Below are 24,408 nucleotides of genomic sequence, written 5' to 3'. Positions count from 1 at the left end.
GCTGCTACCCTCTTTTTTCTGGAGTAGATTTATGTCTATAGACTGGAACTGGGGTATTTTTTTACAACAAGCCCCGTTCGGCAACACCACCTATCTTGGTTGGATCTGGAGTGGTTTTCAGGTGACGATCGCTTTGTCGATCTGCGCCTGGATTATCGCTTTCCTCGTCGGTTCATTTTTCGGCATTTTACGTACCGTTCCAAACCGTTTTCTCTCCGGTCTGGGTACGTTGTATGTCGAACTGTTCCGCAACGTGCCGTTGATTGTGCAATTCTTTACCTGGTATCTGGTTATCCCTGAATTGTTGCCGGAAAAAATCGGCATGTGGTTTAAGGCAGAACTAGACCCCAATATTCAGTTTTTCCTCTCCTCCATGCTCTGTCTGGGACTGTTTACTGCAGCTCGTGTTTGCGAACAAGTACGCGCCGCGATTCAGTCGCTGCCGCGTGGGCAAAAAAATGCCGCGCTGGCGATGGGTCTGACGCTACCGCAGGCTTACCGCTACGTACTGTTGCCTAACGCTTATCGCGTTATCGTCCCGCCAATGACCTCTGAGATGATGAACCTGGTGAAAAACTCCGCCATCGCCTCGACCATCGGTCTGGTGGATATGGCGGCGCAGGCCGGTAAATTGCTCGATTACTCGGCCCACGCCTGGGAGTCATTTACCGCCATTACGTTGGCGTATGTGTTGATTAACGCTTTTATCATGCTGGTGATGACGCTGGTTGAACGTAAAGTTCGCCTGCCCGGCAACATGGGGGGCAAATAATGTACGAGTTTGACTGGAGTTCCATTGTTCCTTCCCTGCCATATCTGCTCGACGGGCTGGTGATCACCCTGAAAATCACCATCACGGCGGTGGTCATTGGTATTTTGTGGGGTACGATGCTGGCAGTGATGCGCTTGTCCAGCTTTGCGCCGATTGCCTGGTTTGCCAAAGCCTACGTTAACGTGTTCCGTTCGATCCCGTTAGTCATGGTTTTGCTATGGTTTTACCTGATTGTGCCGGGTTTTCTGCAAAACGTGCTGGGATTATCGCCAAAAAATGATATCCGTTTAATTTCGGCGATGGTGGCGTTTTCGATGTTTGAAGCGGCCTATTATTCAGAGATTATCCGTGCCGGTATTCAAAGTATTTCCCGTGGGCAGTCGAGCGCCGCGCTGGCGTTGGGGATGACTCACTGGCAGTCGATGAAACTGATTATTCTGCCGCAGGCGTTCCGCGCGATGGTGCCGCTGCTGCTCACTCAGGGCATCGTACTTTTCCAGGATACCTCGCTGGTGTATGTGTTATCTCTGGCCGATTTCTTCCGTACCGCCTCAACCATTGGTGAGCGTGATGGTACACAGGTCGAAATGATTCTGTTTGCCGGGTTTGTTTATTTCGTTATTAGCCTTAGCGCATCGTTGTTGGTCAGCTACTTGAAAAGAAGGACAGCATAATGATTACCCTGAAAAATGTTTCAAAATGGTATGGTCACTTTCAGGTGCTGACCGACTGCTCAACCGAAGTGAAAAAAGGTGAAGTAGTGGTGGTTTGTGGGCCGTCAGGCTCCGGCAAATCAACGCTGATTAAAACCGTCAACGGCCTCGAACCGGTGCAGCAAGGTGAAATTACCGTCGATGGTATCGTGGTTAACGATAAGAAAACCGATCTGGCAAAGCTGCGTTCCCGCGTCGGGATGGTGTTCCAGCATTTCGAGCTGTTCCCTCATTTGTCGATTATTGAAAATCTGACCCTGGCGCAGGTGAAAGTGCTTAAACGCGATAAAGCGCCCGCTCGTGAAAAAGCCCTGAAATTACTGGAGCGCGTCGGGCTTTCCGCACATGCCAATAAGTTTCCGGCGCAGCTTTCTGGCGGTCAGCAGCAGCGTGTGGCGATCGCTCGCGCATTGTGCATGGATCCTATCGCGATGCTGTTCGACGAACCGACATCGGCGCTGGATCCGGAGATGATCAACGAAGTACTGGACGTGATGGTGGAACTGGCGAACGAAGGAATGACCATGATGGTGGTGACCCACGAAATGGGCTTTGCCCGTAAAGTGGCGAATCGGGTGATCTTTATGGACGAGGGTAAAATTGTCGAAGACTCGCCGAAAGATGCTTTCTTCGATGATCCGAAATCGGACCGCGCAAAAGACTTCCTCGCGAAAATCCTGCATTAATCACTCTGGCGCGCATACCCAAGTGCGCGCCATCTCACGCTTTATCGTTTCGCTCCTCGTATCTGTTACATCCTGGCGGTACCCTTGTCGCAAAGAAGCACACAACAAGGAGCAACAATGGCACTGCCAATTCTGTTAGATTGCGACCCAGGTCATGACGACGCTATCGCAATAGTTCTTGCCCTCGCCTCACCAGAGCTTGATGTCAAAGCAATTACGTCTTCCGCCGGAAACCAGACACCAGAAAAAACCTTACGCAATGTTCTGCGTATGCTGACCTTGCTTAATCGCACCGATATTCCGGTAGCAGGCGGCGCGGTAAAACCATTAATGCGTGATTTGATTATCGCGGACAATGTGCACGGCGAAAGCGGTCTCGACGGCCCGGCATTACCGGAACCAACGTTCGCACCGCAAAACTGCACGGCGGTGGAGCTGATGGCGAAAACGCTGCGTGAAAGTGATGAACCCGTCACGATTGTTTCTACCGGACCGCAAACTAACGTTGCCTTGCTGCTCAATAGCCATCCGGAATTGCATAGCAAAATCGCCCGAATCGTGATTATGGGCGGCGCAATGGGGCTTGGTAACTGGACGCCAGCGGCAGAATTTAATATTTACGTTGACCCAGAAGCGGCAGAAATTGTCTTCCAGTCAGGGATCTCGGTGGTGATGGCCGGTCTGGATGTTACTCACAAAGCACAAATTCACGTTGAGGACACCGAGCGTTTCCGCACCATTGGTAACCCGGTTTCTACCATTGTTGCCGAACTGCTGGATTTCTTCCTCGAATATCACAAAGACGAAAAATGGGGCTTTGTGGGCGCACCGCTGCATGACCCATGCACCATCGCCTGGCTGTTGAAACCAGAGTTGTTTACCACTGTTGAGCGCTGGGTTGGCGTGGAAACACAGGGGAAATATACTCAGGGCATGACGGTTGTTGATTATTATTATCTGACGGGCAATAAACCGAATGCCACTGTAATGGTCGACGTTGATCGTCAGGGCTTTGTTGATTTACTGGCTGAGCGTCTGAAATTTTACGCTTAACACACGTCATTGATTAAGATCACCACGCGTTACCTGGGTGGTCTTAATCTGTTTATCTCTTTTTCCTTTAAGATATAAATGCAATGGATAATGCAGAACTCGCCATTGGTATCGATCTCGGCACTACCAATAGTTTAATTGCCGTCTGGAAAGACGGTGCCGCGCAATTAATTCCAAATAAGTTCGGTGAATATTTAACACCATCCATCATTAGTATGGATGAAAATAATCATATTTTAGTCGGAAAACCCGCTGTATCACGGCGCACTTCGCATCCGGATAAAACGGCAGCGTTATTTAAACGTGCAATGGGCAGTAATACCAACTGGCGGTTAGGCAGCGACACATTTAACGCGCCAGAACTGTCCTCTTTGGTATTACGCTCATTAAAAGAAGATGCCGAAGAATTTCTGCAACGTCCGATTAAAGATGTGGTGATCTCCGTTCCGGCTTATTTCAGCGATGAACAACGCAAGCATACCCGTTTAGCAGCGGAGTTAGCCGGGTTAAATGCGGTACGCTTAATTAATGAACCCACAGCAGCTGCGATGGCATATGGCCTGCATACGCAACAAAATACCCGCTCTCTGGTGTTTGATCTCGGTGGCGGCACGTTTGACGTCACGGTGCTCGAATACGCCACGCCGGTGATTGAAGTTCACGCCTCCGCTGGCGACAACTTTCTTGGCGGCGAAGATTTTACTCATATGCTGGTGGATGAAGTTTTAAAACGCGCCGCAGTGGCTAAAAACATGCTCAACGAAAGTGAGCTGGCAGCCCTGTACACCAGCGTGGAAGCGGCAAAATGCAGCAATCAATTACCGCTGCAAATTAGCTGGCAGTATCAGGAAGAAACGCGTGAGTGCGAATTTTACGAGAACGAACTGGAAGATTTGTGGTTGCCGCTGCTCAATCGCTTGCGAGTGCCGATTGAACAGGCGTTGCGCGATGCACGTCTGAAGCCAAGTCAAATCGACAGTCTGGTGCTGGTTGGCGGCGCATCACAAATGCCGCTGGTGCAGCGAATCGCCGTGCGTCTGTTTGGCAAATTGCCATATCAAAGTTACGACCCGAGCACCATTGTCGCGCTGGGCGCAGCGATCCAGGCTGCCTGCCGCTTACGCAGCGAAGACATTGAAGAGGTAATCCTCACCGATATTTGCCCTTACTCGTTGGGTGTTGAAGTTAACCGCCAGGGTATTTCCGGCATTTTCTCGCCGATTATTGAACGAAACACCACTGTACCGGTGTCGCGTGTAGAAACTTACTCGACCATGCACCCGGAGCAGGATTCAATTACGGTTAACGTCTATCAGGGAGAAAACCACAAAGTTAAGAATAACATTCTGGTGGAATCCTTTGATGTGCCGCTGAAAAAAACCGGGGGTTATCAGTCTATCGATATTCGCTTTAGTTATGATATCAACGGATTGCTTGAAGTTGACGTACTTCTGGAAGACGGCAGCGTTAAGTCCAGAGTCATTAACCACAGTCCTGTAACATTGAGCGCACAGCAGATTGAAGAGAGTCGGACGCGGTTATCCGCATTGAAAATTTATCCGCGCGATATGCTCATCAACCGCACCTTTAAGGCCAAACTGGAAGAGTTGTGGGCGCGGGCGCTGGGTGACGAGCGAGAAGAGATCGGCCGGGTGATCACCGATTTTGATGCGGCGTTGCAGTCAAACGATATGGCCCGCGTCGATGAAGTTCGGCGACGGGCGAGCGATTATTTGGCTATTGAGATCCCTTAAACACGGCTGCCGGATGCGGCATAAACGCTGCATCCGGCATCGGCGCAAAAAACACATCCTCAGCTAAACAACATCGCGATTTTTCCGAGAGCATAACCTATCACCAGCACCGTTAAGCTGATTTTGATAATGCTGGTAATGCTCTGTGGTTTTTCATCCTCATCATTTTTTTCTTCGTGGTTTTCAGGTGTTGGCTCATCGACATCTTCATCCTCCGGCTCGAGTTTCACTTTCGTCAACAGCATCCGCGTGATAATGGCCTCTAATGGATGAGCATCTCCACCTTCCAGCCTTGTATTAAGACGGGCCAGCATCTCTTGTTTCGGGAACGCTTCCAGCACAACCTGTTCCGCTACCCGATACAAATCCAGTAACGGTGAATCTTGTTCTGTCTCGCTACCGACTCTCGATTTCCACCATGCCCATGCTTTGCGCTTGAAGAATAACGACTCAATAAACGATTGACCTAACGGCGATAATTTTCCGCTATGTAAAATTTCCGCCCATAACAGCCGCGTCCGGGCACTCTCGCCAGGAACATATTTCAACGGTTGACCTTGCGCATCTATCATGCTTCGCGCTTCGATAACCATCACTAATAACGCGAAATAATCCGGGCAATGACGCTTGCTCCACTGCAACAACAAATTATCAGCTTGTGTAGATGGGTAACTCTCCCGGTATGCGCAGAGATCGGCAAGCATGCTTTCACCCTCGCCGCAGTACAACCGTTGCGCACACTGGTAATATCGGGCATCTTCACTTTCTGGTTCTTCCGTTTGCCACTGTTGCGCTACAGAAATGAGTTCCGCCATACCTGTTTGCACCGAGCTATACCAGCGCAACAATTTGCGATGCAACTTCGCATCATCGGGAATGAACCACGGACCTTCCATCGCCAAAAACGCAGTGACATAGTCAGGGTGATAACGGCAGCAGCGTTCCAATGCGAAGTAATACTCAACAGTCTTGTTCTGCAACGCGACGGGATATTCCAGAAGGCTTAGAAAATCGAAACAATCCCCAGCCTGAATGGCCTCAAGAAAAGCCTCCCTTTCTTCCTCATCCATTCCTTCGCTGTCATTAAACGAATGCCAGTTCAAACGCTCTGCCAGCAAAGAAGCACAATTTAATGAAAGATATCGCGCTTCTATAGCGACTGCACACAGCGGCCAGCGTAATTGATCGACATCCTCCATGTTCCAGGTATTTAATTGCTGAATAAATTTCTGCCAGGCGGAGGGCTGAAAACGATCACTTTCAGAATCCAGTAATGCCCTGAATGCACGTAGTATTTCATGTTCAGCGGCGGCATCTTTTTCTTCATCATCTGCTTCCTCGACAGGATTTACCGCCAGTCGCAGCGCCTCTTCATAGGCCTGGCGTAATGCTTTAAACCCCTGCGGATCGGTTTCGGGATGACACAACGGTAAGCGAGCAAGATAAGCCTGGCGGATAATGTCTATTTGCGTCGTGCTTTCAATTTCGAGGATTTGCCAACATGTTTTCATAGGTCGCTCACATCCTTAAGCGTTACCGGGCATTCAGGCTGGACAGTTAATGGCTGCCAGGGAAGCGTGGCATAGAAACGGTCGCTTCCCGCTGCCAGCTCTTCGAACATCCGACTCCCGGCGCTATCGTATTTGTACAGGGTTAGCGCCTCGCGTAGCGAAGCGTTGTCTTCGCACTGAGAAGATTGCCAGTAGAGACGTCCTAACGAATAAGCGGAAAAATAGTGAATCCAGCTGTGATAGTAATGGTGAGCTCGTACATAAACGCGCGATTGCAGCCATAAACTCTCTTCTTCCGTCAGCCAATTGTTGAGCACACCGACCCGTGACAGAAACCCCATTCGAACATAATCCCAGGCTTTGATTCCCCCTTCCCCACAACACATAGCGGTTTGGGCAACGAATTGGGTATAAATCAACCCTCTCTCCGAGCCGCCAGCAATTAATGTTTTCCACTCTTCAGGGGAAGAGCGATGCCATGTCAGATATAAGCCAGCTAAATCATTGGCATGACCATCATCGGTCATCTGATAAATAGTCTGAATTAAATCATCACGATTATTTATTCCCCAGGATGATGAGAGATCGAATTCTTTTATCCCAGTATACATTTTTGGCGAGTCATGCGCTGGCTTGCAACCCTGATTAAGTATTTCCATGGGTGCAGAAAGCGCAAAAAGAAGATATTGTTCTTCCTTATTCATTTGTTAATAATCCCTTAAGTGCATTAACTGACTACTTTTTTATTATCGATGAGTATAAACTTGACGTTTTCAAAATAAAAGAAAATAGAAGTATTCATGCATGAATAAAAAATTAATATATATATTCGCAATATTTATAGTTGCGGCAATTACCTGTATTAGCCAACCCAACAAAACGACCCTGCGCGATAAAGCTATGGCGAATTATGTCTTTGATTATTTAAGCTCACCGGGCAGTCTTCCGTTTACCACGGCAGCAACAGAGCTTTCCGCCATTCATGGTCACTCAACGTCGCAATATAGACTTGGCGAATTTTATCTTCATGGTAGCGATGGTAAGCCTCTGGATTATACAAAGGCGAGATACTGGTATGAGCAATCAGCGGAACAGGAAAATCCACGCTCGCAAAGTCAACTGGGATGGATCTACCTGAAAGGTTTGGGAGTCAATCCCGATACCCGTAAAGCAATTCTCTGGTATAAGGAAGCAGCTGAACAAGGGCATGTTCATGCACAATACACGTTGGGTTTGATCTACAGAAACGGCACGGGCATTAGCACCAACAATTATGAAGCTCGCAAATGGTTAGAACTGGCGGCAGAGCAACATTATAAAAATGCGGAAAGATTACTTGCAGAGCTTCCCGCACATTAACGTCGACTGTCACCCGAACAGATGGAGTATTTTCCCTATCAAACCGGCAAAGATAAAAATATAGAAAATAATTTTAATGATGCCCAGACAGCCCGGCCCACCATCGTCAACGGGCATTGGCTGCGGTTGCGGCTCCGGCTCGACGGTTTGTTGCCCGGCAAAATTCGCCGACTGAATTAATAATCGTCGAATTATTAATGCGTCCAGAGGACAACGATCTTCTGCATCAAGGCGGGCGACGATCGGCATCAATGATTCTTCTGTAGGTTGGCTGGTCTGCACTAATTGTTTAGCAACTAAATATAATGTCCATAAGGGATGCTGTGTATCACGCGTGAGTGAGATTCGCGGCTTACGCCCTTTGTGCAAAACCATCTCAACCAGAGAACGCCCCAGCGCAGAGAGTTTCTCATCGCTGAGTATTTCGTATAATTGAAAGCGCGTACGCGCACTGTCGCCAGGAACATAAAGTAACGGTTTCCCCTGATCGTTAACCAGTTCACGTGCTTCAATCATCATCACGACTAACGGGTAATAATCGACCCGATGCTGACGGCACCATTGCAACATTAATACATCTGCCTGGGTCGAGGGAGACTCGCGCCAGAAGTCACAAAGTTCTGCCAGCAGGCTTTCGCCTTCTCCACAATAGACGCGTTGCGCGTATTCATAATAACGCGCATCTTCATTATCAGGTTCAGCTTCCCGCCACGACCGGGCGTAATCCAGAAGTTCGGGGATATCCAGACGGCTTGTGCTATACCAGCGGAGTAAATTTCTGTGCAAATTTGCATCATCGGGGATAATCACTGCGCGATGTTGCGCTAAATACAATGTCAGCCATTCTGGATGCGATGACCAAATCCGAGCGAACATTTGGTAAAAATCAATGGTGTCATTTTGTACGGCAACGGGCAGATGCAGAATGGTCTGGAAGTTAAAAACATTCCCCTTCGCAATGGCATATAAAAAGGATTCCAGTTCTTCTTCGTCTATTTCCCCGACGTTTTCCTCCTGCAACCACCGCAATCTTTCTGCTAATAACACCACGCACTCGAAGGATAAATGGGCAGTGTTCATGGCTATTGTGCACAGCGACCAGCGTAATTCATCAATATCTTCCATCGAGCAATAATTTAATTGCTGAATGAATCGCTGCCAGGCAGAGGGCAGAAAACGTTCGCTATCAGAGGCGAGTAACGCACGAAAGGCGAGCAGTATTTCATGCTCTGCAACTTCATGTTCTTCTGGTTGCCAAACAGATTTAGCAGGCGACTGCGCAATCCGTAGCGCCTCCTCATACGCCTGACGAAGTTGTTTAAAACCCTGCGGATCGGTTTCTGGATGAAAGGACGGTAACAGCGCCAGATAAGCGCGGCGGATAATATCGACGTCAGTTGTTTCCTCTATGTTGAGGATCTTCCAGCAATTTTTCATAGATCGCTCATATCCTTAAGCGTTTCCGGGCATGCAGAATAGTAAGCCAATGGTTGCCAGGACAAGGTAGGGTAATACGCATCATCACTGGCAAATAATTGATAAAACATATCATTGCCGGAATCGTCGTATTCTTTACGCGCTAAAAATTCACGTAATAACTGAAGATTATCATCTTCGGGAGACTGCCAATATTGCCGACCAAAGGTATAACCGGCAAAGTATTGCTGCCAGTTACTATAATAACGTAGCGCCCGTAGATGAATGCGCGACTGGATCCATAGACTTTCTTCTTCGCTCAACCAGTTATTAAGTACGCCCATTCGGCTTAAAAAACCCATCCGGACATAATCCCAGGCTTTGATTCCCCCTTCGCCACAGCATTCGGCGGTGCTGGCGACAAATTGCGCATAAGCCTGACCTTGCTCATTTAGTTCAGCAAGATAATCACGCCATTCACATGGAGAATAACGAAACCAGCGGTGATAAAACCCTGCCAACCGCGCGGCATGACCGTTATCGGTCATTCGGTGAATTGTACGCAGCAGGTCATCACGGTCATCAATTCCCCATGAGGAAGAAAGGTCAAAAAAGCATGTACCTAAATACATTTTGGGGGATGAATGCGAAGGTAAACAGCATTCATTGCGTATTTCCATCGGAGTGGAAAGTGCAAACAATATTTTTTGCGACTCCATGTCCATATAATTTATCCTTAAACATTCATTTAATGAATGTAAACTACATTGCGAGACTCAGTTATTTATACTTTTCTGACGCAACATAATACGCATAAAATAAGGCTTACGCAAAAATGGAATACATAAAAATATAATATGTTTTATCTACAACCATAAGGAAATGATAATGATTTTTACGTCAAGTTGCTGCGATAATTTATCAATAGATGAGATTATCGAACGTGCTGAAAAAGGCGATTGCGAGGCTCAATATATTGTTGGGTTTTATTATAATCGCGATAGCGCAATTGACTCTCCGGACGACGAAAAGGCCTTTTACTGGCTGAAGCTGGCCGCTGAGCAAGGTCATTGTGAAGCACAATATTCCTTAGGGCAAAAGTATACCGAGGATAAAAGCCGTCATAAAGATAATGGGCAAGCCATCTTTTGGCTGAAAAAAGCTGCCCTACAAGGCCATACTTTCGCTTCCAACTCCCTTGGCTGGATACTGGATCGTGGAGAAGACCCCAACTATAAAGAAGCGGTTGTCTGGTATCAGATAGCCGCGGAGAGCGGAATGTCTTATGCGCAAAATAATCTTGGGTGGATGTACAGAAATGGCAAAGGAGTCGCACAAGACTATGCGCTGGCATTTTTCTGGTACAAACAAGCTGCATTGCAAGGCCATAGTTACGCACAAGACAATCTGGCCGATCTTTATGAAGACGGTAAAGGTGTTGCCCAAAACAAAGCTCTTGCCGCATTCTGGTATTTGAAAAGCGCACAGCAAGGTAATCGGCACGCTCAATTTCAAATTGCGTGGGATTATAACTCTGGCGAAGGGGTTGACCAGGACTATAAGCAAGCAATGTACTGGTATCTGAAGGCTGCCGCTCAGGAAAGCGTCGGCGCTTACGTTAACATCGGCTATATGTATAAACACGGTCAAGGCGTTGAGAAGGATTATCAGGCCGCCTTTGAATGGTTTACGAAAGCCGCTGAATGCGATAATGCCACTGCCTGGTATAACCTTGCCATTATGTATCATTACGGAGAAGGAAGACCTGTCGATCTCCGACAGGCTCTCGATCTGTATCGTAAAGTTCAGTCATCCGGTACCAGGGATGTCAGTCAAAAAATCCGTGAGATTGAAGATTTACTGTAGAGATAAAAACAAGGGCCGGGGAATTTTATTCGGCCCATATTCTCTTTATTGCTGTTTGAAATCGGACCATTAAGGCTCGAACGGGCGTCTCTGGAACTGATCATGACCACATTTCGGGCATAGCGTCAGCACTTCCGGTGTGTAGATTGGGAGATGGAAGTGACATTTCTCGCAGACCAGATTCCCCAGACCTACGACTTCCCCGCTGTGATAAACCCCGTGATGATTGAGATCCTGGAAAACTTCGCGCCACTCAAGTTGCGTTTTATCGGTAATGTCCGCCAGTTCCTGCCAGAGGCTTTCTTTAATCACCCGCATAAAGACGCTGTCAGATTCTTCTTTCAGGCTCTCTTCATAGCTCATGGCGAACTCTTCCAGGTCACGTCTGATAGCTCGCGTCAGCTCATCAACCTCGGTTCGCGTTAACTCCCCTGTTTTTATTACGCGCTCGCGCGCCTGTTCCACCAGTGCGTCGATATCACGTTCGCCATTACGCAGGCGTTCGCTCAGTGACGCGACCAGTTCACGGTAATATTGAGCAACCTTGTTCATCGTTTCATCTCCCGGGTCGTTAACTGACTATAATAATAGACGTTCTTTGTTCCTTGCTTTGCTATTACGCCCACAAACTCTGTAAATTAATGTATGAATAATCCGGGCATCATTTCAACGTCGAGTGCGCGAAAGGCTGTTTTGACGCGGACGTTTGGGCTATGCTATGCGGATCTGAAAAACCACCTCTAACGCTACTTTTGTAGCCGTAATGAAAACAGGACCACTGGCTGCCATGCAAGAGCAATACCGCCCGGAAGAGATAGAATCCAAAGTACAGCTTCATTGGGATGAGAAGCGCACATTTGAAGTAACAGAAGACGAGAGCAAAGAGAAGTATTACTGCCTGTCTATGCTTCCCTATCCTTCTGGTCGACTACACATGGGCCACGTACGTAACTACACCATCGGTGACGTGATCGCCCGTTACCAGCGCATGCTGGGCAAAAACGTTCTGCAGCCGATCGGCTGGGACGCGTTTGGTCTGCCTGCGGAAGGCGCAGCGGTGAAAAATAACACCGCGCCAGCACCGTGGACGTACGACAACATCGCGTACATGAAAAACCAGCTCAAAATGCTGGGCTTTGGTTATGACTGGAGCCGCGAGCTGGCAACCTGTACACCGGAATACTACCGTTGGGAACAGAAATTCTTCACCGAGCTGTATAAAAAAGGCCTGGTATATAAGAAGACTTCTGCGGTCAACTGGTGCCCGAACGACCAGACCGTACTGGCGAACGAACAGGTTATCGACGGCTGCTGCTGGCGCTGCGATACCAAAGTTGAGCGTAAAGAGATCCCGCAGTGGTTTATCAAAATCACCGCTTACGCTGACGAGCTGCTCAACGATCTGGATAAACTGGATCACTGGCCAGACACCGTTAAAACCATGCAGCGTAACTGGATCGGTCGTTCTGAAGGCGTGGAAATCACCTTCAACGTTAACGACTATGACAACACGCTGACTGTTTACACTACCCGCCCGGACACCTTTATGGGTTGTACCTACCTGGCGGTAGCGGCAGGTCATCCGCTGGCACAGAAAGCGGCGGAAAATAATCCTGAACTGGCCGCCTTTATTGACGAATGCCGTAACACCAAAGTTGCCGAAGCTGAAATGGCGACGATGGAGAAAAAAGGCGTCGATACTGGCTTTAAAGCGGTTCACCCATTAACGGGCGAAGAAATTCCGGTTTGGGCAGCAAACTTCGTATTGATGGAATACGGCACCGGCGCAGTCATGGCGGTTCCGGGTCACGACCAGCGCGACTACGAGTTTGCCTCTAAATACGGCCTGAACATCAAACCGGTTATCCTGGCAGCTGACGGCTCTGAGCCAGATCTTTCTCAGCAAGCCCTGACCGAAAAAGGCGTGCTGTTCAACTCTGGCGAGTTCAACGGCCTTGATCATGAAGCAGCCTTCAACGCCATCGCCGATAAACTGACTGCGATGGGTGTTGGCGAGCGTAAAGTGAACTACCGCCTGCGCGACTGGGGTGTTTCCCGTCAACGTTACTGGGGCGCGCCAATTCCGATGGTGACGCTGGAAGACGGTACTGTAATGCCGACCCCGGACGACCAGCTGCCGGTGATCCTGCCGGAAGATGTGGTGATGGACGGCATTACCAGCCCAATCAAAGCTGATCCTGAGTGGGCGAAAACCACCGTTAACGGTATGCCTGCGCTGCGTGAAACGGACACTTTCGACACCTTTATGGAGTCCTCCTGGTACTATGCGCGCTACACTTGCCCTGAGTACAAAGAAGGTATGCTGGATTCCGAAGCGGCCAACTACTGGCTGCCGGTGGATATCTACATTGGTGGTATCGAACACGCCATTATGCACCTGCTCTACTTCCGCTTCTTCCATAAACTGATGCGTGATGCAGGCATGGTGAACTCTGACGAACCAGCAAAACAGTTGCTGTGTCAGGGTATGGTGCTGGCGGATGCCTTCTACTATGTTGGCGAAAACGGCGAGCGTAACTGGGTTTCCCCAGTTGATGCTATCGTTGAACGTGACGAGAAAGGCCGTATCGTGAAAGCGAAAGACGCGGCAGGCCATGAACTGGTTTATACCGGCATGAGCAAAATGTCCAAGTCGAAGAACAACGGTATCGACCCACAGGTGATGGTTGAACGTTACGGCGCGGACACCGTTCGTCTGTTTATGATGTTTGCTTCTCCGGCGGATATGACTCTCGAATGGCAGGAGTCTGGCGTGGAAGGGGCTAACCGCTTCCTGAAACGTGTCTGGAAACTGGTTTACGAGCACACTGCAAAAGGTGATGTTGCAGCACTGAATGTCGACGCGTTGACTGAAGATCAGAAAGCACTGCGTCGCGATGTTCATAAAACTATCGCTAAAGTGACCGATGATATCGGCCGTCGTCAGACCTTCAACACCGCGATTGCGGCAATTATGGAGCTGATGAACAAACTGGCGAAAGCACCGACCGATGGCGAGCAGGATCGCGCCCTGATGCAGGAAGCGCTGCTGGCGGTAGTCCGTATGCTTAACCCGTTCACCCCGCACATCTGCTTCACGCTGTGGCAGGAACTGAAAGGCGAAGGCGATATCGACAACGCGCCGTGGCCGGTTGCTGACGAAAAAGCGATGGTGGAAGACTCCACCCTGGTGGTGGTGCAGGTTAACGGTAAAGTCCGTGCCAAAATCACTGTTCCGGTGGACGCAACGGAAGAACAGGTTCGCGAACGTGCTGGCCAGGAACATCTGGTAGCAAAATATCTCGATGGCGTTACTGTGCGTAAAGTGATTTACGTACCAGGTAAACTCCTCAATCTGGTCGTTGGCTAAGCGCGGGAGGAAGCGTGCGATATCTGGCAACATTGTTGTTATCTCTGGCGGTGTTAATCACCGCCGGGTGTGGCTGGCATCTGCGTGACACCACGCAGGTTCCTTCCACTATGAAGGTCATGATCCTGGACTCAGGAGATCCGAACGGGCCATTAAGCCGTGCGGTGCGTAACCAGTTACGTCTGAACGGTGTCGAGTTGCTTGATAAAGAAACCACGCGTAAGGACGTTCCATCCCTGCGTTTGGGTAAAGTGAGCATCGCGAAAGATACCGCATCGGTATTCCGTAACGGTCAAACAGCAGAGTATCAGATGATCATGACGGTTAATGCGACCGTGTTGATCCCCGGCCGTGACATCTACCCGATTAGCGCCAAAGTCTTCCGTTCGTTCTTCGATAACCCGCAAATGGCGTTAGCGAAAGATAACGAACAAGACATGATCGTAAAAGAGATGTACGACCGTGCTGCCGAACAGCTGATTCGTAAGCTGCCAAGCATCCGTGCTGCGGATATTCGTTCCGACGAAGAACAGACGTCGACCACAACGGATACTCCGGCAACGCCTGCACGCGTCTCTACCACGCTGGGTAACTGATGATTCGGTTGTACCCGGAACAACTTCGCGCGCAGCTCAATGAAGGGCTGCGCGCGGCGTATCTTTTACTTGGTAACGATCCTCTGTTATTGCAGGAAAGCCAGGACGCTATTCGTCAGGTCGCTGCGGCACAAGGATTCGAAGAACACCACACTTTTTCCATTGATCCCAACACTGACTGGAATGCGGTCTTTTCGTTATGCCAGGCCATGAGTCTGTTTGCCAGTCGACAAACGCTATTGCTGTTGTTACCAGAAAACGGACCGAATGCGGCGATCAATGAACAACTTCTCACACTCACTGGACTTCTGCATGACGACCTGCTGTTGATCGTCCGCGGTAATAAATTAAGCAAAGCGCAAGAAAATGCTGCCTGGTTTACTGCTCTTGCGAATCGAAGCGTGCAGGTGACCTGTCAAACACCGGAGCAGGCTCAGCTTCCCCGCTGGGTTGCTGCGCGTGCAAAACAGCTCAACTTAGAACTGGATGACGCTGCAAATCAGGTGCTCTGCTACTGTTATGAAGGTAACCTGCTGGCGCTGGCCCAGGCTCTGGAGCGTTTATCGCTGCTCTGGCCGGACGGCAAACTGACCTTACCGCGCGTTGAACAGGCGGTGAATGATGCCGCGCATTTCACCCCTTTTCATTGGGTTGATGCTTTGTTGATGGGCAAAAGTAAGCGCGCATTGCATATTCTTCAGCAACTGCGTCTGGAAGGCAGCGAGCCGGTTATTTTGTTGCGCACATTACAACGAGAACTGTTGTTACTGGTTAACCTGAAACGCCAGTCTGCCCATACGCCACTGCGTGCGTTGTTTGATAAACATCGCGTTTGGCAGAACCGCCGGGGCATGATGGGCGAGGCGCTAAACCGCTTAAGCCAGCCGCAGTTACGTCAGGCCGTGCAACTCCTGACACGAACGGAACTCACCCTCAAACAAGATTACGGTCAGTCAGTATGGGCAAAGCTGGAAGGATTATCTCTTCTGTTGTGCCATAAACCGCTGGCGGACGTATTTATCGACGGTTGATATGAAATCTTTACAGGCTCTGTTTGGTGGCACCTTTGATCCGGTGCACTATGGTCATCTTAAGCCCGTGGAAACGCTGGCGAACTTGATTGGTCTGACGCGAGTCACCATCATCCCTAATAATGTTCCTCCGCATCGTCCCCAGCCGGAAGCAACCAGCGTGCAGCGTAAACACATGCTTGAACTGGCGATTGCCGACAAGCCACTGTTTACCCTTGATGAACGCGAGCTAAAGCGCAATTCTCCCTCTTACACTGCACAAACACTGAAAGAATGGCGGCAGGAACAAGGGCCAGATGTGCCGCTGGCATTTATTATTGGCCAGGATTCACTGCTGACCTTTCCAACCTGGTACGAATACGAAACGATACTCGACAATGCACATTTGATCGTCTGTCGGCGTCCCGGTTACCCACTAGAAATGGCGCAACCGCAATACCAGCAATGGCTGGAAGATCATTTGACACATAACCCGGAAGATCTCCATCTTCAGCCTGCCGGTAAAATTTATCTGGCTGAAACGCCGTGGTTTAACATCTCGGCGACCATCATCCGCGAACGTTTGCAAAACGGTGAATCGTGTGAGGATTTATTGCCGGAACCGGTACTGACTTACATTAACCAACAAGGCTTGTATCGCTGATACCTGTCGTTACGGAGGGCATGATGCGACTGTGGTTAATTCGTCATGGCGAAACGCAAGCGAATATCGATGGTCTGTACAGCGGTCATGCTCCCACACCCCTGACTGCGCGCGGTATTGAGCAAGCGCAAAATCTGCATACGCTGCTACATGGAGTTTCCTTTGACCTGGTTTTATGCAGTGAACTGGAACGGGCACAGCATACCGCGCGACTGGTTCTCAGTGATCGCCAGCTCCCCGTGCAAATCATCCCTGAACTCAACGAAATGTTTTTTGGCGACTGGGAGATGCGACATCATCGCGACCTCATGCAAGAAGATGCCGAAAACTATAGCGCGTGGTGCAATGACTGGCAGCATGCTATCCCCACGAACGGTGAAGGATTTCAGGCATTTTCACAACGAGTGGAACGGTTTATCGCAAGGCTTAGTGAATTTCAGCACTATCAGAATATTTTAGTCGTCAGCCATCAGGGTGTACTGAGTCTGTTAATCGCTCGTTTAATTGGCATGCCTGCCGAGGCTATGTGGCATTTTCGCGTTGACCAGGGGTGTTGGAGCGCCATTGATATCAACCAAAAATTCGCGACGCTACGCGTCCTCAATAGCCGTGCCATCGGGGTCGAGAATACATGACTTTTCTGTTTTTTTACGGGTAAGCCGCAACGACCATTGACAGCCCCGGGCAGGCTGATATTCTCCGCAGCCAGACTTTTTTCGCCAGACACGACTTTGTAGAAATTGTTTTACAAAAATGGCGATGCAATCTGCGGCGCGGGGTGGGATGATAGCCCACTTTCGAAAGCCGATTCGGCGACAATTGTCCCGAAATCGCCTCTGGTTCAGGTATACTGACAGACCATTTTTATCTATTTGATTCACCCAGGGGGAAAACTTGCAGGGTAAAGCACTCCAGGATTTTGTTATCGACAAAATTGATGACCTCAAAGGTCAGGACATCATCGCCTTAGACGTTCAGGGCAAATCCAGCATCACCGACTGCATGATCATCTGTACGGGTACGTCCAGCCGTCATGTTATGTCCATTGCTGACCACGTTGTGCAGGAGTCTCGCGCAGCGGGCCTGTTGCCGCTCGGCGTAGAAGGTGAAAACAGCGCCGACTGGATTGTCGTGGATTTGGGCGATGTGATTGTCCATGTCATGCAGGAAGAGAGCCGTCGCCTGTATGAACTGGAAAAACTCTGGAGTTAATGCGTGAAGCTGCAACTTGTCGCCGTGGGAACGAAAATGCCGGACTGGGTACAAACCGGTTTTACCGAGTACCTGCGCCGTTTTCCGAAAGATATGCCCTTCGAGCTGATTGAAATTCCGGCCGGAAAACGCGGCAAGAATGCGGACATCAAGCGCATACTCGACAAAGAGGGTGAGCAGATGCTGGCAGCCGCAGGCAAAAACCGCATTGTCACTCTCGATATTCCAGGCAAGCCCTGGGATACGCCGCAGTTAGCCGCTGAGCTGGAACGCTGGAAACTGGATGGTCGCGACGTCAGTCTACTGATTGGCGGGCCTGAAGGGTTGTCGCCTGCCTGTAAAGCGGCGGCGGAGCAGAGCTGGTCGCTGTCGGCGCTTACCCTTCCCCATCCGCTGGTTCGCGTGCTGGTCGCAGAGAGTCTGTACCGGGCGTGGAGCATCACCACCAACCATCCTTATCACCGTGAGTGATAAGGGAGCTTTGAGTAGAAAACGCAGCGGATGAAACTACAGAACTCTTTTCGCGACTATACGGCAGAGTCCGCGCTGTTTGTGCGCCGGGCGCTGGTCGCCTTTTTGGGGATTTTGCTGCTGACCGGCGTGCTTATCGCCAATCTGTATAATCTGCAAATTGTTCGCTTTACCGATTACCAGACCCGATCTAATGAAAACCGCATTAAGCTGGTGCCTATCGCGCCCAGCCGCGGCATTATCTACGACCGTAACGGTATCCCTCTGGCACTTAACCGCACTATCTACCAGATAGAGATGATGCCGGAGAAAGTCGATAACGTGCAGCAAACGCTGGACGCTTTGCGCAGCGTGGTTGATCTGACCGATGACGATATTGCTGCATTCCGAAAAGAGCGCGCACGTTCACACCGTTTCACCTCTATCCCGGTGAAAACTAACCTGACCGAAGTACAAGTGGCGCGCTTTGCCGTTAACCAGTACCGTTTTCCGGGTGTCGAAGTTAAAGGCTATAAGCGTCGTTACTATCCTTACGGTTCGGCGTTGACCCACGTCATCGGCTATGTGTCGAAAATCAACGATAAAGACGTCGAACGCCTGAATAATGACGGCAAACTGGCCAACTATGCGGCAACGCATGATATCGGTAAGCTGGGCATTGAGCGTTACTATGAAGACGTGCTGCACGGTCAGACCGGTTATGAAGAGGTTGAAGTTAACAACCGTGGGCGTGTTATCCGCCAGTTAAAAGAAGTGCCACCGCAAGCCGGACACGATATTTACCTGACGCTGGATCTCAAACTCCAGCAATATATTGAAACGCTGCTGGCGGGTAGCCGCGCAGCGGTGGTAGTCACCGATCCGCGTACAGGTGGGGTGCTGGCGCTGGTTTCCACGCCTAGTTATGACCCAAACCTGTTTGTTGACGGTATCTCCAGCAAAGATTATTCCGCCTTGCTGAACGACCCAAATACACCGCTGGTGAACCGCGCCACACAGGGGGTTTATCCTCCCGCGTCTACAGTTAAACCCTATGTGGCGGTTTCGGCATTGAGCGCCGGAGTGATCACGCGCAATACGACGCTGTTTGACCCAGGCTGGTGGCAACTGCCAGGTTCGGAAAAACGTTATCGTGACTGGAAAAAATGGGGCCACGGGCGTCTGAATGTCACAAGATCGCTGGAAGAATCTGCGGATACCTTCTTCTATCAGGTGGCCTACGATATGGGGATCGATCGCCTCTCCGAATGGATGGGTAAATTCGGTTATGGTCATTACACCGGTATCGACCTGGCGGAAGAACGTTCCGGCAACATGCCTACACGCGAATGGAAACAGAAACGCTTTAAAAAACCGTGGTATCAGGGTGACACCATTCCGGTTGGTATCGGTCAGGGTTACTGGACAGCGACCCCAATCCAGATGAGTAAGGCACTGATGATCCTGATTAATGACGGTATCGTGAAAGTTCCACATTTGCTGATGAGCACCGCTGAAGACGGCAAACAGGTGCCATGGGTACAACCGCATGAACCGCCCGTCGGCGATATTCATTCCGGTTACTGGGAGCTGGCAAAAGACGGTATGTACGGTGTTGCTAACCGCCCTAACGGTACGGCGCATAAATACTTTGCCAGCGCACCGTACAAAATTGCAGCGAAATCCGGTACAGCTCAGGTCTTCGGCCTGAAAGCGAACGAAACCTATAATGCGCACAAAATTGCCGAGCGTTTACGTGACCACAAACTGATGACCGCCTTTGCGCCATACAACAATCCGCAAGTGGCTGTCGCCATGATTCTGGAGAACGGAGGCGCGGGTCCGGCAGTTGGTACGCTGATGCGCCAGATCCTCGACCACATTATGTTGGGTGATAACAACACCGATCTGCCTGCGGAAAATCCAGCGGTTGCCGCAGCGGAGGACCATTAATCATGACGGATAATCCGAATAAAAAAACATTCTGGGATAAAGTCCATCTCGATCCCACAATGCTGCTGATCTTACTGGCATTGCTGGTTTACAGCGCCCTGGTTATCTGGAGCGCCAGCGGTCAGGATATTGGCATGATGGAGCGTAAAATAGGCCAAATCGCGATGGGCCTGGTCATCATGGTGGTGATGGCGCAAATTCCTCCACGCGTTTATGAAGGCTGGGCCCCCTATCTCTATATCATCTGTATTATTTTGCTGGTGGCAGTAGATGCTTTTGGTGCCATCTCTAAAGGCGCTCAACGCTGGCTGGACCTCGGTATCGTTCGTTTTCAGCCGTCGGAAATTGCCAAAATAGCCGTACCACTGATGGTAGCGCGCTTTATCAACCGCGACGTTTGCCCGCCGTCGTTGAAGAACACAGGCATCGCGCTGGTGCTGATATTTATGCCCACGCTGCTGGTGGCTGCGCAGCCTGACCTGGGGACATCAATCCTCGTTGCGCTTTCCGGTCTGTTTGTACTGTTCCTCTCTGGCCTTAGCTGGCGTCTGATTGGCGTCGCAGTAGTGCTGGTGGCGGCGTTCATTCCTATTCTGTGGTTCTTCCTGATGCATGATTACCAGCGCCAGCGCGTAATGATGCTCCTGGACCCGGAATCAGACCCACTCGGCGCGGGCTATCACATTATTCAGTCTAAAATTGCTATTGGCTCCGGCGGATTACGCGGCAAAGGCTGGCTGCACGGTACTCAGTCACAGCTTGAATTTCTCCCCGAACGCCATACTGACTTTATTTTCGCGGTACTGGCGGAAGAGCTGGGATTAGTGGGCATTTTGATTCTGCTCGCCCTCTACATTCTGCTGATCATGCGCGGGCTGTGGATAGCCGCCAGAGCGCAAACCACCTTTGGTCGTGTCATGGCTGGCGGTTTAATGCTGATATTATTCGTTTATGTCTTCGTAAATATTGGTATGGTAAGCGGTATTCTGCCGGTTGTAGGGGTTCCGCTCCCACTGGTCAGTTATGGAGGATCAGCGCTAATTGTGCTGATGGCTGGGTTCGGGATTGTAATGTCAATCCACACCCACAGGAAAATGTTGTCGAAAAGCGTGTAAGAGGTGCGCAATGCGTAAGCAGTGGCTCGGGATCTGCATCGCGGCAGGAATGCTCGCGGCATGTACAAGCGATGATGGTCAGCAACAGACGGTAAGTGTACCGCAGCCTGCGGTATGTAACGGCCCCATAGTTGAAATTAGCGGGGCAGACCCGCGTTTCGAACCACTGAACGCGACGGCAAATCAGGATTACCAGCGCGACGGTAAAAGCTACAAAATCGTGCAGGATCCGTCTCGATTTAGCCAGGCGGGACTGGCGGCAATCTATGATGCCGAACCCGGCAGTAACCTGACGGCCTCTGGCGAAGCATTCGATCCGACACAGCTGACAGCGGCCCATCCAACGCTTCCGATCCCCAGCTACGCCAGAATCACTAACCTGGCTAACGGGCGAATGATCGTGGTGCGCATTAATGATCGCGGTCCTTACGGCAACGACCGCGTTATTTCGCTTTCTCGCGCGGCAGCTGACCGTCTTAACACGTCAAACAACACCAAAGTTCGTATCGATCCGATTATTGTCGCCCAGGATGGTTCGCTTTCTGGTCCTGGTATGGCCTGTACCACAGTTGCCAAACAGACTTACGCCCTGCCTGCACCTCCCGATTTAAGCGGTGGCGCGGGAACAAGTTCAGTGTCTGGCCCGCAGGGTGACATTCTTCCGGTCAGTAATTCGACGCTAAAAAGCGAAGATCCGACCGGCGCGCCGGTAACCAGCAGCGGTTTCCTCGGTGCACCAACGACGTTAGCGCCTGGTGTGCTGGAAGGCAGCGAACCAACACCTGCGCCACAGCCCGTTGTTACAGCCCCCTCGACAACGCCTGAAACCTCGCCTGCAATGGTGACACCGCAAGCCGCCTCACAAAGCGCCAGCGGCAACTTTATGGTGCAAGTCGGGGCCGTAAGCGATCAGGCGCGTGCGCAACAGTACCAACAGCAACTGGGACAGAAGTTCGGCGTCCCCGGTCGCGTAACTCAAAATGGCGCGGTCTGGCGGATCCAGCTTGGCCCATTCGCCAGCAAAGCCGAAGCCAGTACCTTGCAGCAACGTTTGCAAACCGAAGCCCAATTACAGTCATTTATTACCACCGCGCAGTAGCGTAAAGCAGGCATCTGATGTGTCAATTTCTGTAAATGACGTTAACAAAGTCACGCGGAAAGTCAGATGCCTGCCGGTAGTGCATTTGCTATAGTAGGGCACTTTTTTTAATTCCATCACGGATGTCGTAGTTCAGACCATGAATACCATTTTTTCCGCTCGTATCATGAAGCGCCTGGCGCTCACCACGGCTCTTTGCACAGCCTTTATCTCTGCTGCACATGCCGATGACCTGAATATCAAAACTATGATCCCGGGTGTACCGCAGATCGATGCGGAGTCCTACATCCTGATTGACTATAACTCGGGCAAAGTGCTCGCCGAACAGAACGCAGATGTCCGCCGCGATCCTGCCAGTCTGACCAAAATGATGACCAGTTACGTTATCGGCCAGGCAATGAAAGCCGGTAAATTTAAAGAAACTGATTTAGTCACCATCGGCAACGACGCATGGGCCACCGGTAACCCGGTATTTAAAGGTTCTTCGCTGATGTTCCTCAAACCGGGCATGCAGGTTCCGGTTTCTCAGCTGATCCGCGGTATTAACCTGCAATCGGGTAACGATGCTTGCGTCGCCATGGCCGATTTTGCCGCTGGTAGCCAGGACGCTTTTGTTGGCTTGATGAACAGCTACGTTAACGCACTGGGCCTGAAAAACACTCACTTCCAGACCGTGCACGGTCTCGACGCTGACGGTCAGTACAGCTCCGCGCGAGATATGGCGCTGATCGGCCAGGCGTTGATCCGTGACGTACCGAATGAATACTCGATCTATAAAGAAAAAGAATTTACGTTTAACGGTATTCGCCAGCTGAACCGTAACGGCCTGTTATGGGATAACAGCCTGAATGTCGACGGCATCAAAACCGGACACACTGACAAAGCAGGTTACAACCTTGTTGCTTCTGCGACTGAAGGCCAGATGCGCTTGATCTCTGCGGTGATGGGCGGACGTACTTTTAAAGGCCGTGAAGCCGAAAGTAAAAAACTGCTAACCTGGGGCTTCCGTTTCTTCGAAACCGTTAACCCACTGAAAGTAGGTAAAGAGTTCGCCTCTGAACCGGTTTGGTTTGGTGATTCTGATCGCGCTTCGTTAGGTGTTGATAAAGACGTGTACCTGACCATTCCGCGTGGCCGCATGAAAGATCTGAAAGCCAGCTATGTGCTGAACAGCAGTGAATTGCATGCGCCGCTGCAAAAGAATCAGGTCGTCGGTACTATCAACTTCCAGCTTGATGGCAAAACGATCGAACAACGCCCGCTGGTTGTGCTGCAAGAAATCCCGGAAGGCAACTTCTTCGGCAAAATCATTGATTACATTAAGTTAATGTTCCATCACTGGTTTGGTTAAAAATCGAACACTTGAAAGTGTGATTTCCGCCCCCATATACTAAGCATCAGTAAAAAACTCCCGCCTTCTGGCGGGAGTTGCTATTTAATTACGTTACGCCGGAGCTGACATGAAAACCAAACTTAACGAACTGCTTGAATTCCCTACTCCTTTTACTTACAAAGTTATGGGGCAGGCGTTACCTGAGCTGGTTGATCAGGTGGTTGAAGTGGTACAGCGCCATGCGCCAGGTGACTACACCCCAACGGTAAAACCAAGCAGCAAAGGCAACTACCACTCGGTATCTATCACTATCAACGCCACTCATATTGAGCAGGTTGAAACACTGTATGAAGAACTGGGCAAAATCGATATTGTCCGCATGGTTCTGTAACTCGCGTATTCTTTACCCGGCCCCTGGTCGGGTAACTCCCCTCTCCTCGCTGTGATATACTTTTCCCCCACTTTTACTCATTCTC

The 24,408-nt window shown here is 50.2% G+C and carries 24 protein-coding genes; 19 read left to right on the top strand and 5 right to left on the bottom strand.

Annotation, left to right across the window (positions count from 1 at the left end; genetic code table 11):
* Positions 1 to 31 precede the first annotated feature (31 nt).
* From gltJ to hscC, 5 genes are all read left to right on the top strand, one after another.
* Complete coding sequence (gene gltJ, locus BEB54_RS18280) at positions 32 to 772, top strand: glutamate/aspartate ABC transporter permease GltJ (RefSeq protein WP_000020941.1); 741 nt, start codon at positions 32 to 34, stop codon at positions 770 to 772.
* On the top strand, positions 772 to 1,446 hold the full coding sequence (gene gltK, locus BEB54_RS18275; protein ID WP_000272807.1) for a glutamate/aspartate ABC transporter permease GltK: 675 nt from the start codon (positions 772 to 774) through the stop codon (positions 1,444 to 1,446). The genes gltJ and gltK overlap by 1 nt, the downstream gene beginning before the upstream one ends.
* Positions 1,446 to 2,171, top strand: coding sequence for a glutamate/aspartate ABC transporter ATP-binding protein GltL (gltL, locus tag BEB54_RS18270; protein ID WP_000631384.1), 726 nt, complete (start codon positions 1,446 to 1,448; stop codon positions 2,169 to 2,171). Before gltK ends, gltL begins: the two co-directional genes overlap by 1 nt.
* A gap of 117 nt (positions 2,172 to 2,288) precedes the next feature.
* Complete coding sequence (rihA, locus tag BEB54_RS18265; protein WP_105277484.1) at positions 2,289 to 3,224, top strand: pyrimidine-specific ribonucleoside hydrolase RihA; 936 nt, start codon at positions 2,289 to 2,291, stop codon at positions 3,222 to 3,224.
* An 83-nt stretch (positions 3,225 to 3,307) separates the two neighbouring features.
* Positions 3,308 to 4,978, top strand: a complete 1,671-nt coding sequence (gene hscC / locus BEB54_RS18260) for a molecular chaperone HscC (protein WP_105277483.1) — start codon at positions 3,308 to 3,310, stop codon at positions 4,976 to 4,978.
* Between the two features lie 59 nt (positions 4,979 to 5,037).
* Here hscC and djlC read toward each other — a convergent pair whose 3' ends face one another.
* Positions 5,038 to 6,489: a co-chaperone DjlC gene (djlC, locus tag BEB54_RS18255; protein ID WP_105277482.1), complete on the bottom strand. Its 1,452-nt coding sequence runs from the start codon at positions 6,487 to 6,489 to the stop codon at positions 5,038 to 5,040.
* Entirely contained in the window at positions 6,486 to 7,193 is a 708-nt protein-coding gene (locus tag BEB54_RS18250; RefSeq protein WP_105277481.1) for a DUF1266 domain-containing protein, read from the bottom strand. The genes djlC and BEB54_RS18250 overlap by 4 nt, the downstream gene beginning before the upstream one ends.
* A 100-nt stretch (positions 7,194 to 7,293) precedes the next feature.
* On the opposite strand from BEB54_RS18250, the gene BEB54_RS18245 reads away from it, so the two are divergent.
* Complete coding sequence (locus BEB54_RS18245; protein WP_105277480.1) at positions 7,294 to 7,848, top strand: tetratricopeptide repeat protein; 555 nt, start codon at positions 7,294 to 7,296, stop codon at positions 7,846 to 7,848.
* Positions 7,849 to 7,857: 9 nt separating this feature from the next.
* Here BEB54_RS18245 and BEB54_RS18240 read toward each other — a convergent pair whose 3' ends face one another.
* The gene (locus tag BEB54_RS18240; RefSeq protein ID WP_105277479.1) at positions 7,858 to 9,285 is read right to left on the bottom strand and encodes a J domain-containing protein; all 1,428 of its coding nucleotides are present in this window, start codon (positions 9,283 to 9,285) and stop codon (positions 7,858 to 7,860) included.
* Positions 9,282 to 9,989 carry a DUF1266 domain-containing protein gene (locus BEB54_RS18235; RefSeq protein ID WP_105277478.1) on the bottom strand — a complete coding sequence of 236 codons (708 nt, stop codon included), beginning with the start codon at positions 9,987 to 9,989 and terminating at the stop codon, positions 9,282 to 9,284. Before BEB54_RS18235 ends, BEB54_RS18240 begins: the two co-directional genes overlap by 4 nt.
* A 163-nt stretch (positions 9,990 to 10,152) precedes the next feature.
* Between BEB54_RS18235 and ybeQ the strand changes: the two genes are divergently transcribed.
* Positions 10,153 to 11,130, top strand: a complete 978-nt coding sequence (gene ybeQ / locus BEB54_RS18230; protein ID WP_039021079.1) for a Sel1 family TPR-like repeat protein YbeQ — start codon at positions 10,153 to 10,155, stop codon at positions 11,128 to 11,130.
* Between the two features lie 69 nt (positions 11,131 to 11,199).
* Here the strand turns inward: ybeQ and BEB54_RS18225 are convergent, their stop codons facing one another.
* A complete protein-coding gene (locus tag BEB54_RS18225; protein WP_001044873.1) occupies positions 11,200 to 11,682 on the bottom strand; it encodes a zinc ribbon-containing protein in 483 nt (160 codons plus the stop codon).
* Positions 11,683 to 11,917: 235 nt separating this feature from the next.
* Between BEB54_RS18225 and leuS the strand changes: the two genes are divergently transcribed.
* The 12 genes from leuS (at position 11,918) to ybeD (ending at position 24,323) form a co-directional block, all read left to right on the top strand.
* Positions 11,918 to 14,500 carry a leucine--tRNA ligase gene (gene leuS / locus BEB54_RS18220; protein ID WP_001157890.1) on the top strand — a complete coding sequence of 861 codons (2,583 nt, stop codon included), beginning with the start codon at positions 11,918 to 11,920 and terminating at the stop codon, positions 14,498 to 14,500.
* Positions 14,501 to 14,514: 14 nt separating this feature from the next.
* Entirely contained in the window at positions 14,515 to 15,096 is a 582-nt protein-coding gene (lptE, locus tag BEB54_RS18215; protein ID WP_001269673.1) for an LPS assembly lipoprotein LptE, read from the top strand.
* On the top strand, positions 15,096 to 16,127 hold the full coding sequence (gene holA / locus BEB54_RS18210; RefSeq protein ID WP_105277477.1) for a DNA polymerase III subunit delta: 1,032 nt from the start codon (positions 15,096 to 15,098) through the stop codon (positions 16,125 to 16,127). The genes lptE and holA overlap by 1 nt, the downstream gene beginning before the upstream one ends.
* A 1-nt stretch (position 16,128) precedes the next feature.
* Positions 16,129 to 16,770 (top strand): nicotinate-nucleotide adenylyltransferase, encoded by a 642-nt coding sequence (nadD, locus tag BEB54_RS18205; RefSeq protein WP_000838896.1) that lies wholly within the window; start codon positions 16,129 to 16,131, stop codon positions 16,768 to 16,770.
* Positions 16,771 to 16,793: 23 nt separating this feature from the next.
* Positions 16,794 to 17,405 (top strand): adenosylcobalamin/alpha-ribazole phosphatase, encoded by a 612-nt coding sequence (locus tag BEB54_RS18200; RefSeq protein ID WP_039021078.1) that lies wholly within the window; start codon positions 16,794 to 16,796, stop codon positions 17,403 to 17,405.
* 259 nt (positions 17,406 to 17,664) lie between these two features.
* Entirely contained in the window at positions 17,665 to 17,982 is a 318-nt protein-coding gene (gene rsfS, locus BEB54_RS18195) for a ribosome silencing factor (RefSeq protein ID WP_001161664.1), read from the top strand.
* Positions 17,983 to 17,985: 3 nt separating this feature from the next.
* Entirely contained in the window at positions 17,986 to 18,453 is a 468-nt protein-coding gene (gene rlmH / locus BEB54_RS18190) for a 23S rRNA (pseudouridine(1915)-N(3))-methyltransferase RlmH (protein WP_000776104.1), read from the top strand.
* A gap of 30 nt (positions 18,454 to 18,483) precedes the next feature.
* Positions 18,484 to 20,385, top strand: a complete 1,902-nt coding sequence (mrdA, locus tag BEB54_RS18185; protein ID WP_000776191.1) for a peptidoglycan DD-transpeptidase MrdA — start codon at positions 18,484 to 18,486, stop codon at positions 20,383 to 20,385.
* Positions 20,386 to 20,387: 2 nt separating this feature from the next.
* A complete protein-coding gene (mrdB, locus tag BEB54_RS18180; protein ID WP_000131719.1) occupies positions 20,388 to 21,500 on the top strand; it encodes a peptidoglycan glycosyltransferase MrdB in 1,113 nt (370 codons plus the stop codon).
* Positions 21,501 to 21,510: 10 nt separating this feature from the next.
* Positions 21,511 to 22,599 (top strand): endolytic peptidoglycan transglycosylase RlpA, encoded by a 1,089-nt coding sequence (rlpA, locus tag BEB54_RS18175; RefSeq protein WP_105277476.1) that lies wholly within the window; start codon positions 21,511 to 21,513, stop codon positions 22,597 to 22,599.
* Positions 22,600 to 22,738: 139 nt separating this feature from the next.
* Positions 22,739 to 23,950, top strand: coding sequence for a D-alanyl-D-alanine carboxypeptidase DacA (gene dacA / locus BEB54_RS18170; RefSeq protein ID WP_001092082.1), 1,212 nt, complete (start codon positions 22,739 to 22,741; stop codon positions 23,948 to 23,950).
* A 109-nt stretch (positions 23,951 to 24,059) separates the two neighbouring features.
* Positions 24,060 to 24,323, top strand: coding sequence for a DUF493 family protein YbeD (gene ybeD / locus BEB54_RS18165; protein WP_000850550.1), 264 nt, complete (start codon positions 24,060 to 24,062; stop codon positions 24,321 to 24,323).
* The last annotated feature ends 85 nt before the right edge of the window (positions 24,324 to 24,408 follow it).

Source organism: Escherichia sp. MOD1-EC6021, assembly GCF_002965245.1.
GTDB classification, from domain to species: domain Bacteria; phylum Pseudomonadota; class Gammaproteobacteria; order Enterobacterales; family Enterobacteriaceae; genus Escherichia; species Escherichia coli_F.
This window is presented reverse-complemented; position numbering and strand designations above follow the sequence as displayed.

Excerpts from the sequence above, each read along its gene's own strand:
- gltJ (WP_000020941.1), top strand. The coding sequence starts at position 32 with ATGTCTATAGACTGGAACTGGGGTATTTTTTTACAACAAGCCCCGTTC.
- gltK (WP_000272807.1), top strand. The coding sequence starts at position 772 with ATGTACGAGTTTGACTGGAGTTCCATTGTTCCTTCCCTGCCATATCTG.
- gltL (WP_000631384.1), top strand. The coding sequence starts at position 1,446 with ATGATTACCCTGAAAAATGTTTCAAAATGGTATGGTCACTTTCAGGTG.
- rihA (WP_105277484.1), top strand. The coding sequence starts at position 2,289 with ATGGCACTGCCAATTCTGTTAGATTGCGACCCAGGTCATGACGACGCT.
- hscC (WP_105277483.1), top strand. The coding sequence starts at position 3,308 with ATGGATAATGCAGAACTCGCCATTGGTATCGATCTCGGCACTACCAAT.
- djlC (WP_105277482.1), bottom strand. The coding sequence starts at position 6,489 with ATGAAAACATGTTGGCAAATCCTCGAAATTGAAAGCACGACGCAAATA.
- BEB54_RS18250 (WP_105277481.1), bottom strand. The coding sequence starts at position 7,193 with ATGAATAAGGAAGAACAATATCTTCTTTTTGCGCTTTCTGCACCCATG.
- BEB54_RS18245 (WP_105277480.1), top strand. The coding sequence starts at position 7,294 with ATGAATAAAAAATTAATATATATATTCGCAATATTTATAGTTGCGGCA.
- BEB54_RS18240 (WP_105277479.1), bottom strand. The coding sequence starts at position 9,285 with ATGAAAAATTGCTGGAAGATCCTCAACATAGAGGAAACAACTGACGTC.
- BEB54_RS18235 (WP_105277478.1), bottom strand. The coding sequence starts at position 9,989 with ATGGACATGGAGTCGCAAAAAATATTGTTTGCACTTTCCACTCCGATG.
- ybeQ (WP_039021079.1), top strand. The coding sequence starts at position 10,153 with ATGATTTTTACGTCAAGTTGCTGCGATAATTTATCAATAGATGAGATT.
- BEB54_RS18225 (WP_001044873.1), bottom strand. The coding sequence starts at position 11,682 with ATGAACAAGGTTGCTCAATATTACCGTGAACTGGTCGCGTCACTGAGC.
- leuS (WP_001157890.1), top strand. The coding sequence starts at position 11,918 with ATGCAAGAGCAATACCGCCCGGAAGAGATAGAATCCAAAGTACAGCTT.
- holA (WP_105277477.1), top strand. The coding sequence starts at position 15,096 with ATGATTCGGTTGTACCCGGAACAACTTCGCGCGCAGCTCAATGAAGGG.
- nadD (WP_000838896.1), top strand. The coding sequence starts at position 16,129 with ATGAAATCTTTACAGGCTCTGTTTGGTGGCACCTTTGATCCGGTGCAC.
- BEB54_RS18200 (WP_039021078.1), top strand. The coding sequence starts at position 16,794 with ATGCGACTGTGGTTAATTCGTCATGGCGAAACGCAAGCGAATATCGAT.
- mrdA (WP_000776191.1), top strand. The coding sequence starts at position 18,484 with ATGAAACTACAGAACTCTTTTCGCGACTATACGGCAGAGTCCGCGCTG.
- mrdB (WP_000131719.1), top strand. The coding sequence starts at position 20,388 with ATGACGGATAATCCGAATAAAAAAACATTCTGGGATAAAGTCCATCTC.
- rlpA (WP_105277476.1), top strand. The coding sequence starts at position 21,511 with ATGCGTAAGCAGTGGCTCGGGATCTGCATCGCGGCAGGAATGCTCGCG.
- dacA (WP_001092082.1), top strand. The coding sequence starts at position 22,739 with ATGAATACCATTTTTTCCGCTCGTATCATGAAGCGCCTGGCGCTCACC.
- ybeD (WP_000850550.1), top strand. The coding sequence starts at position 24,060 with ATGAAAACCAAACTTAACGAACTGCTTGAATTCCCTACTCCTTTTACT.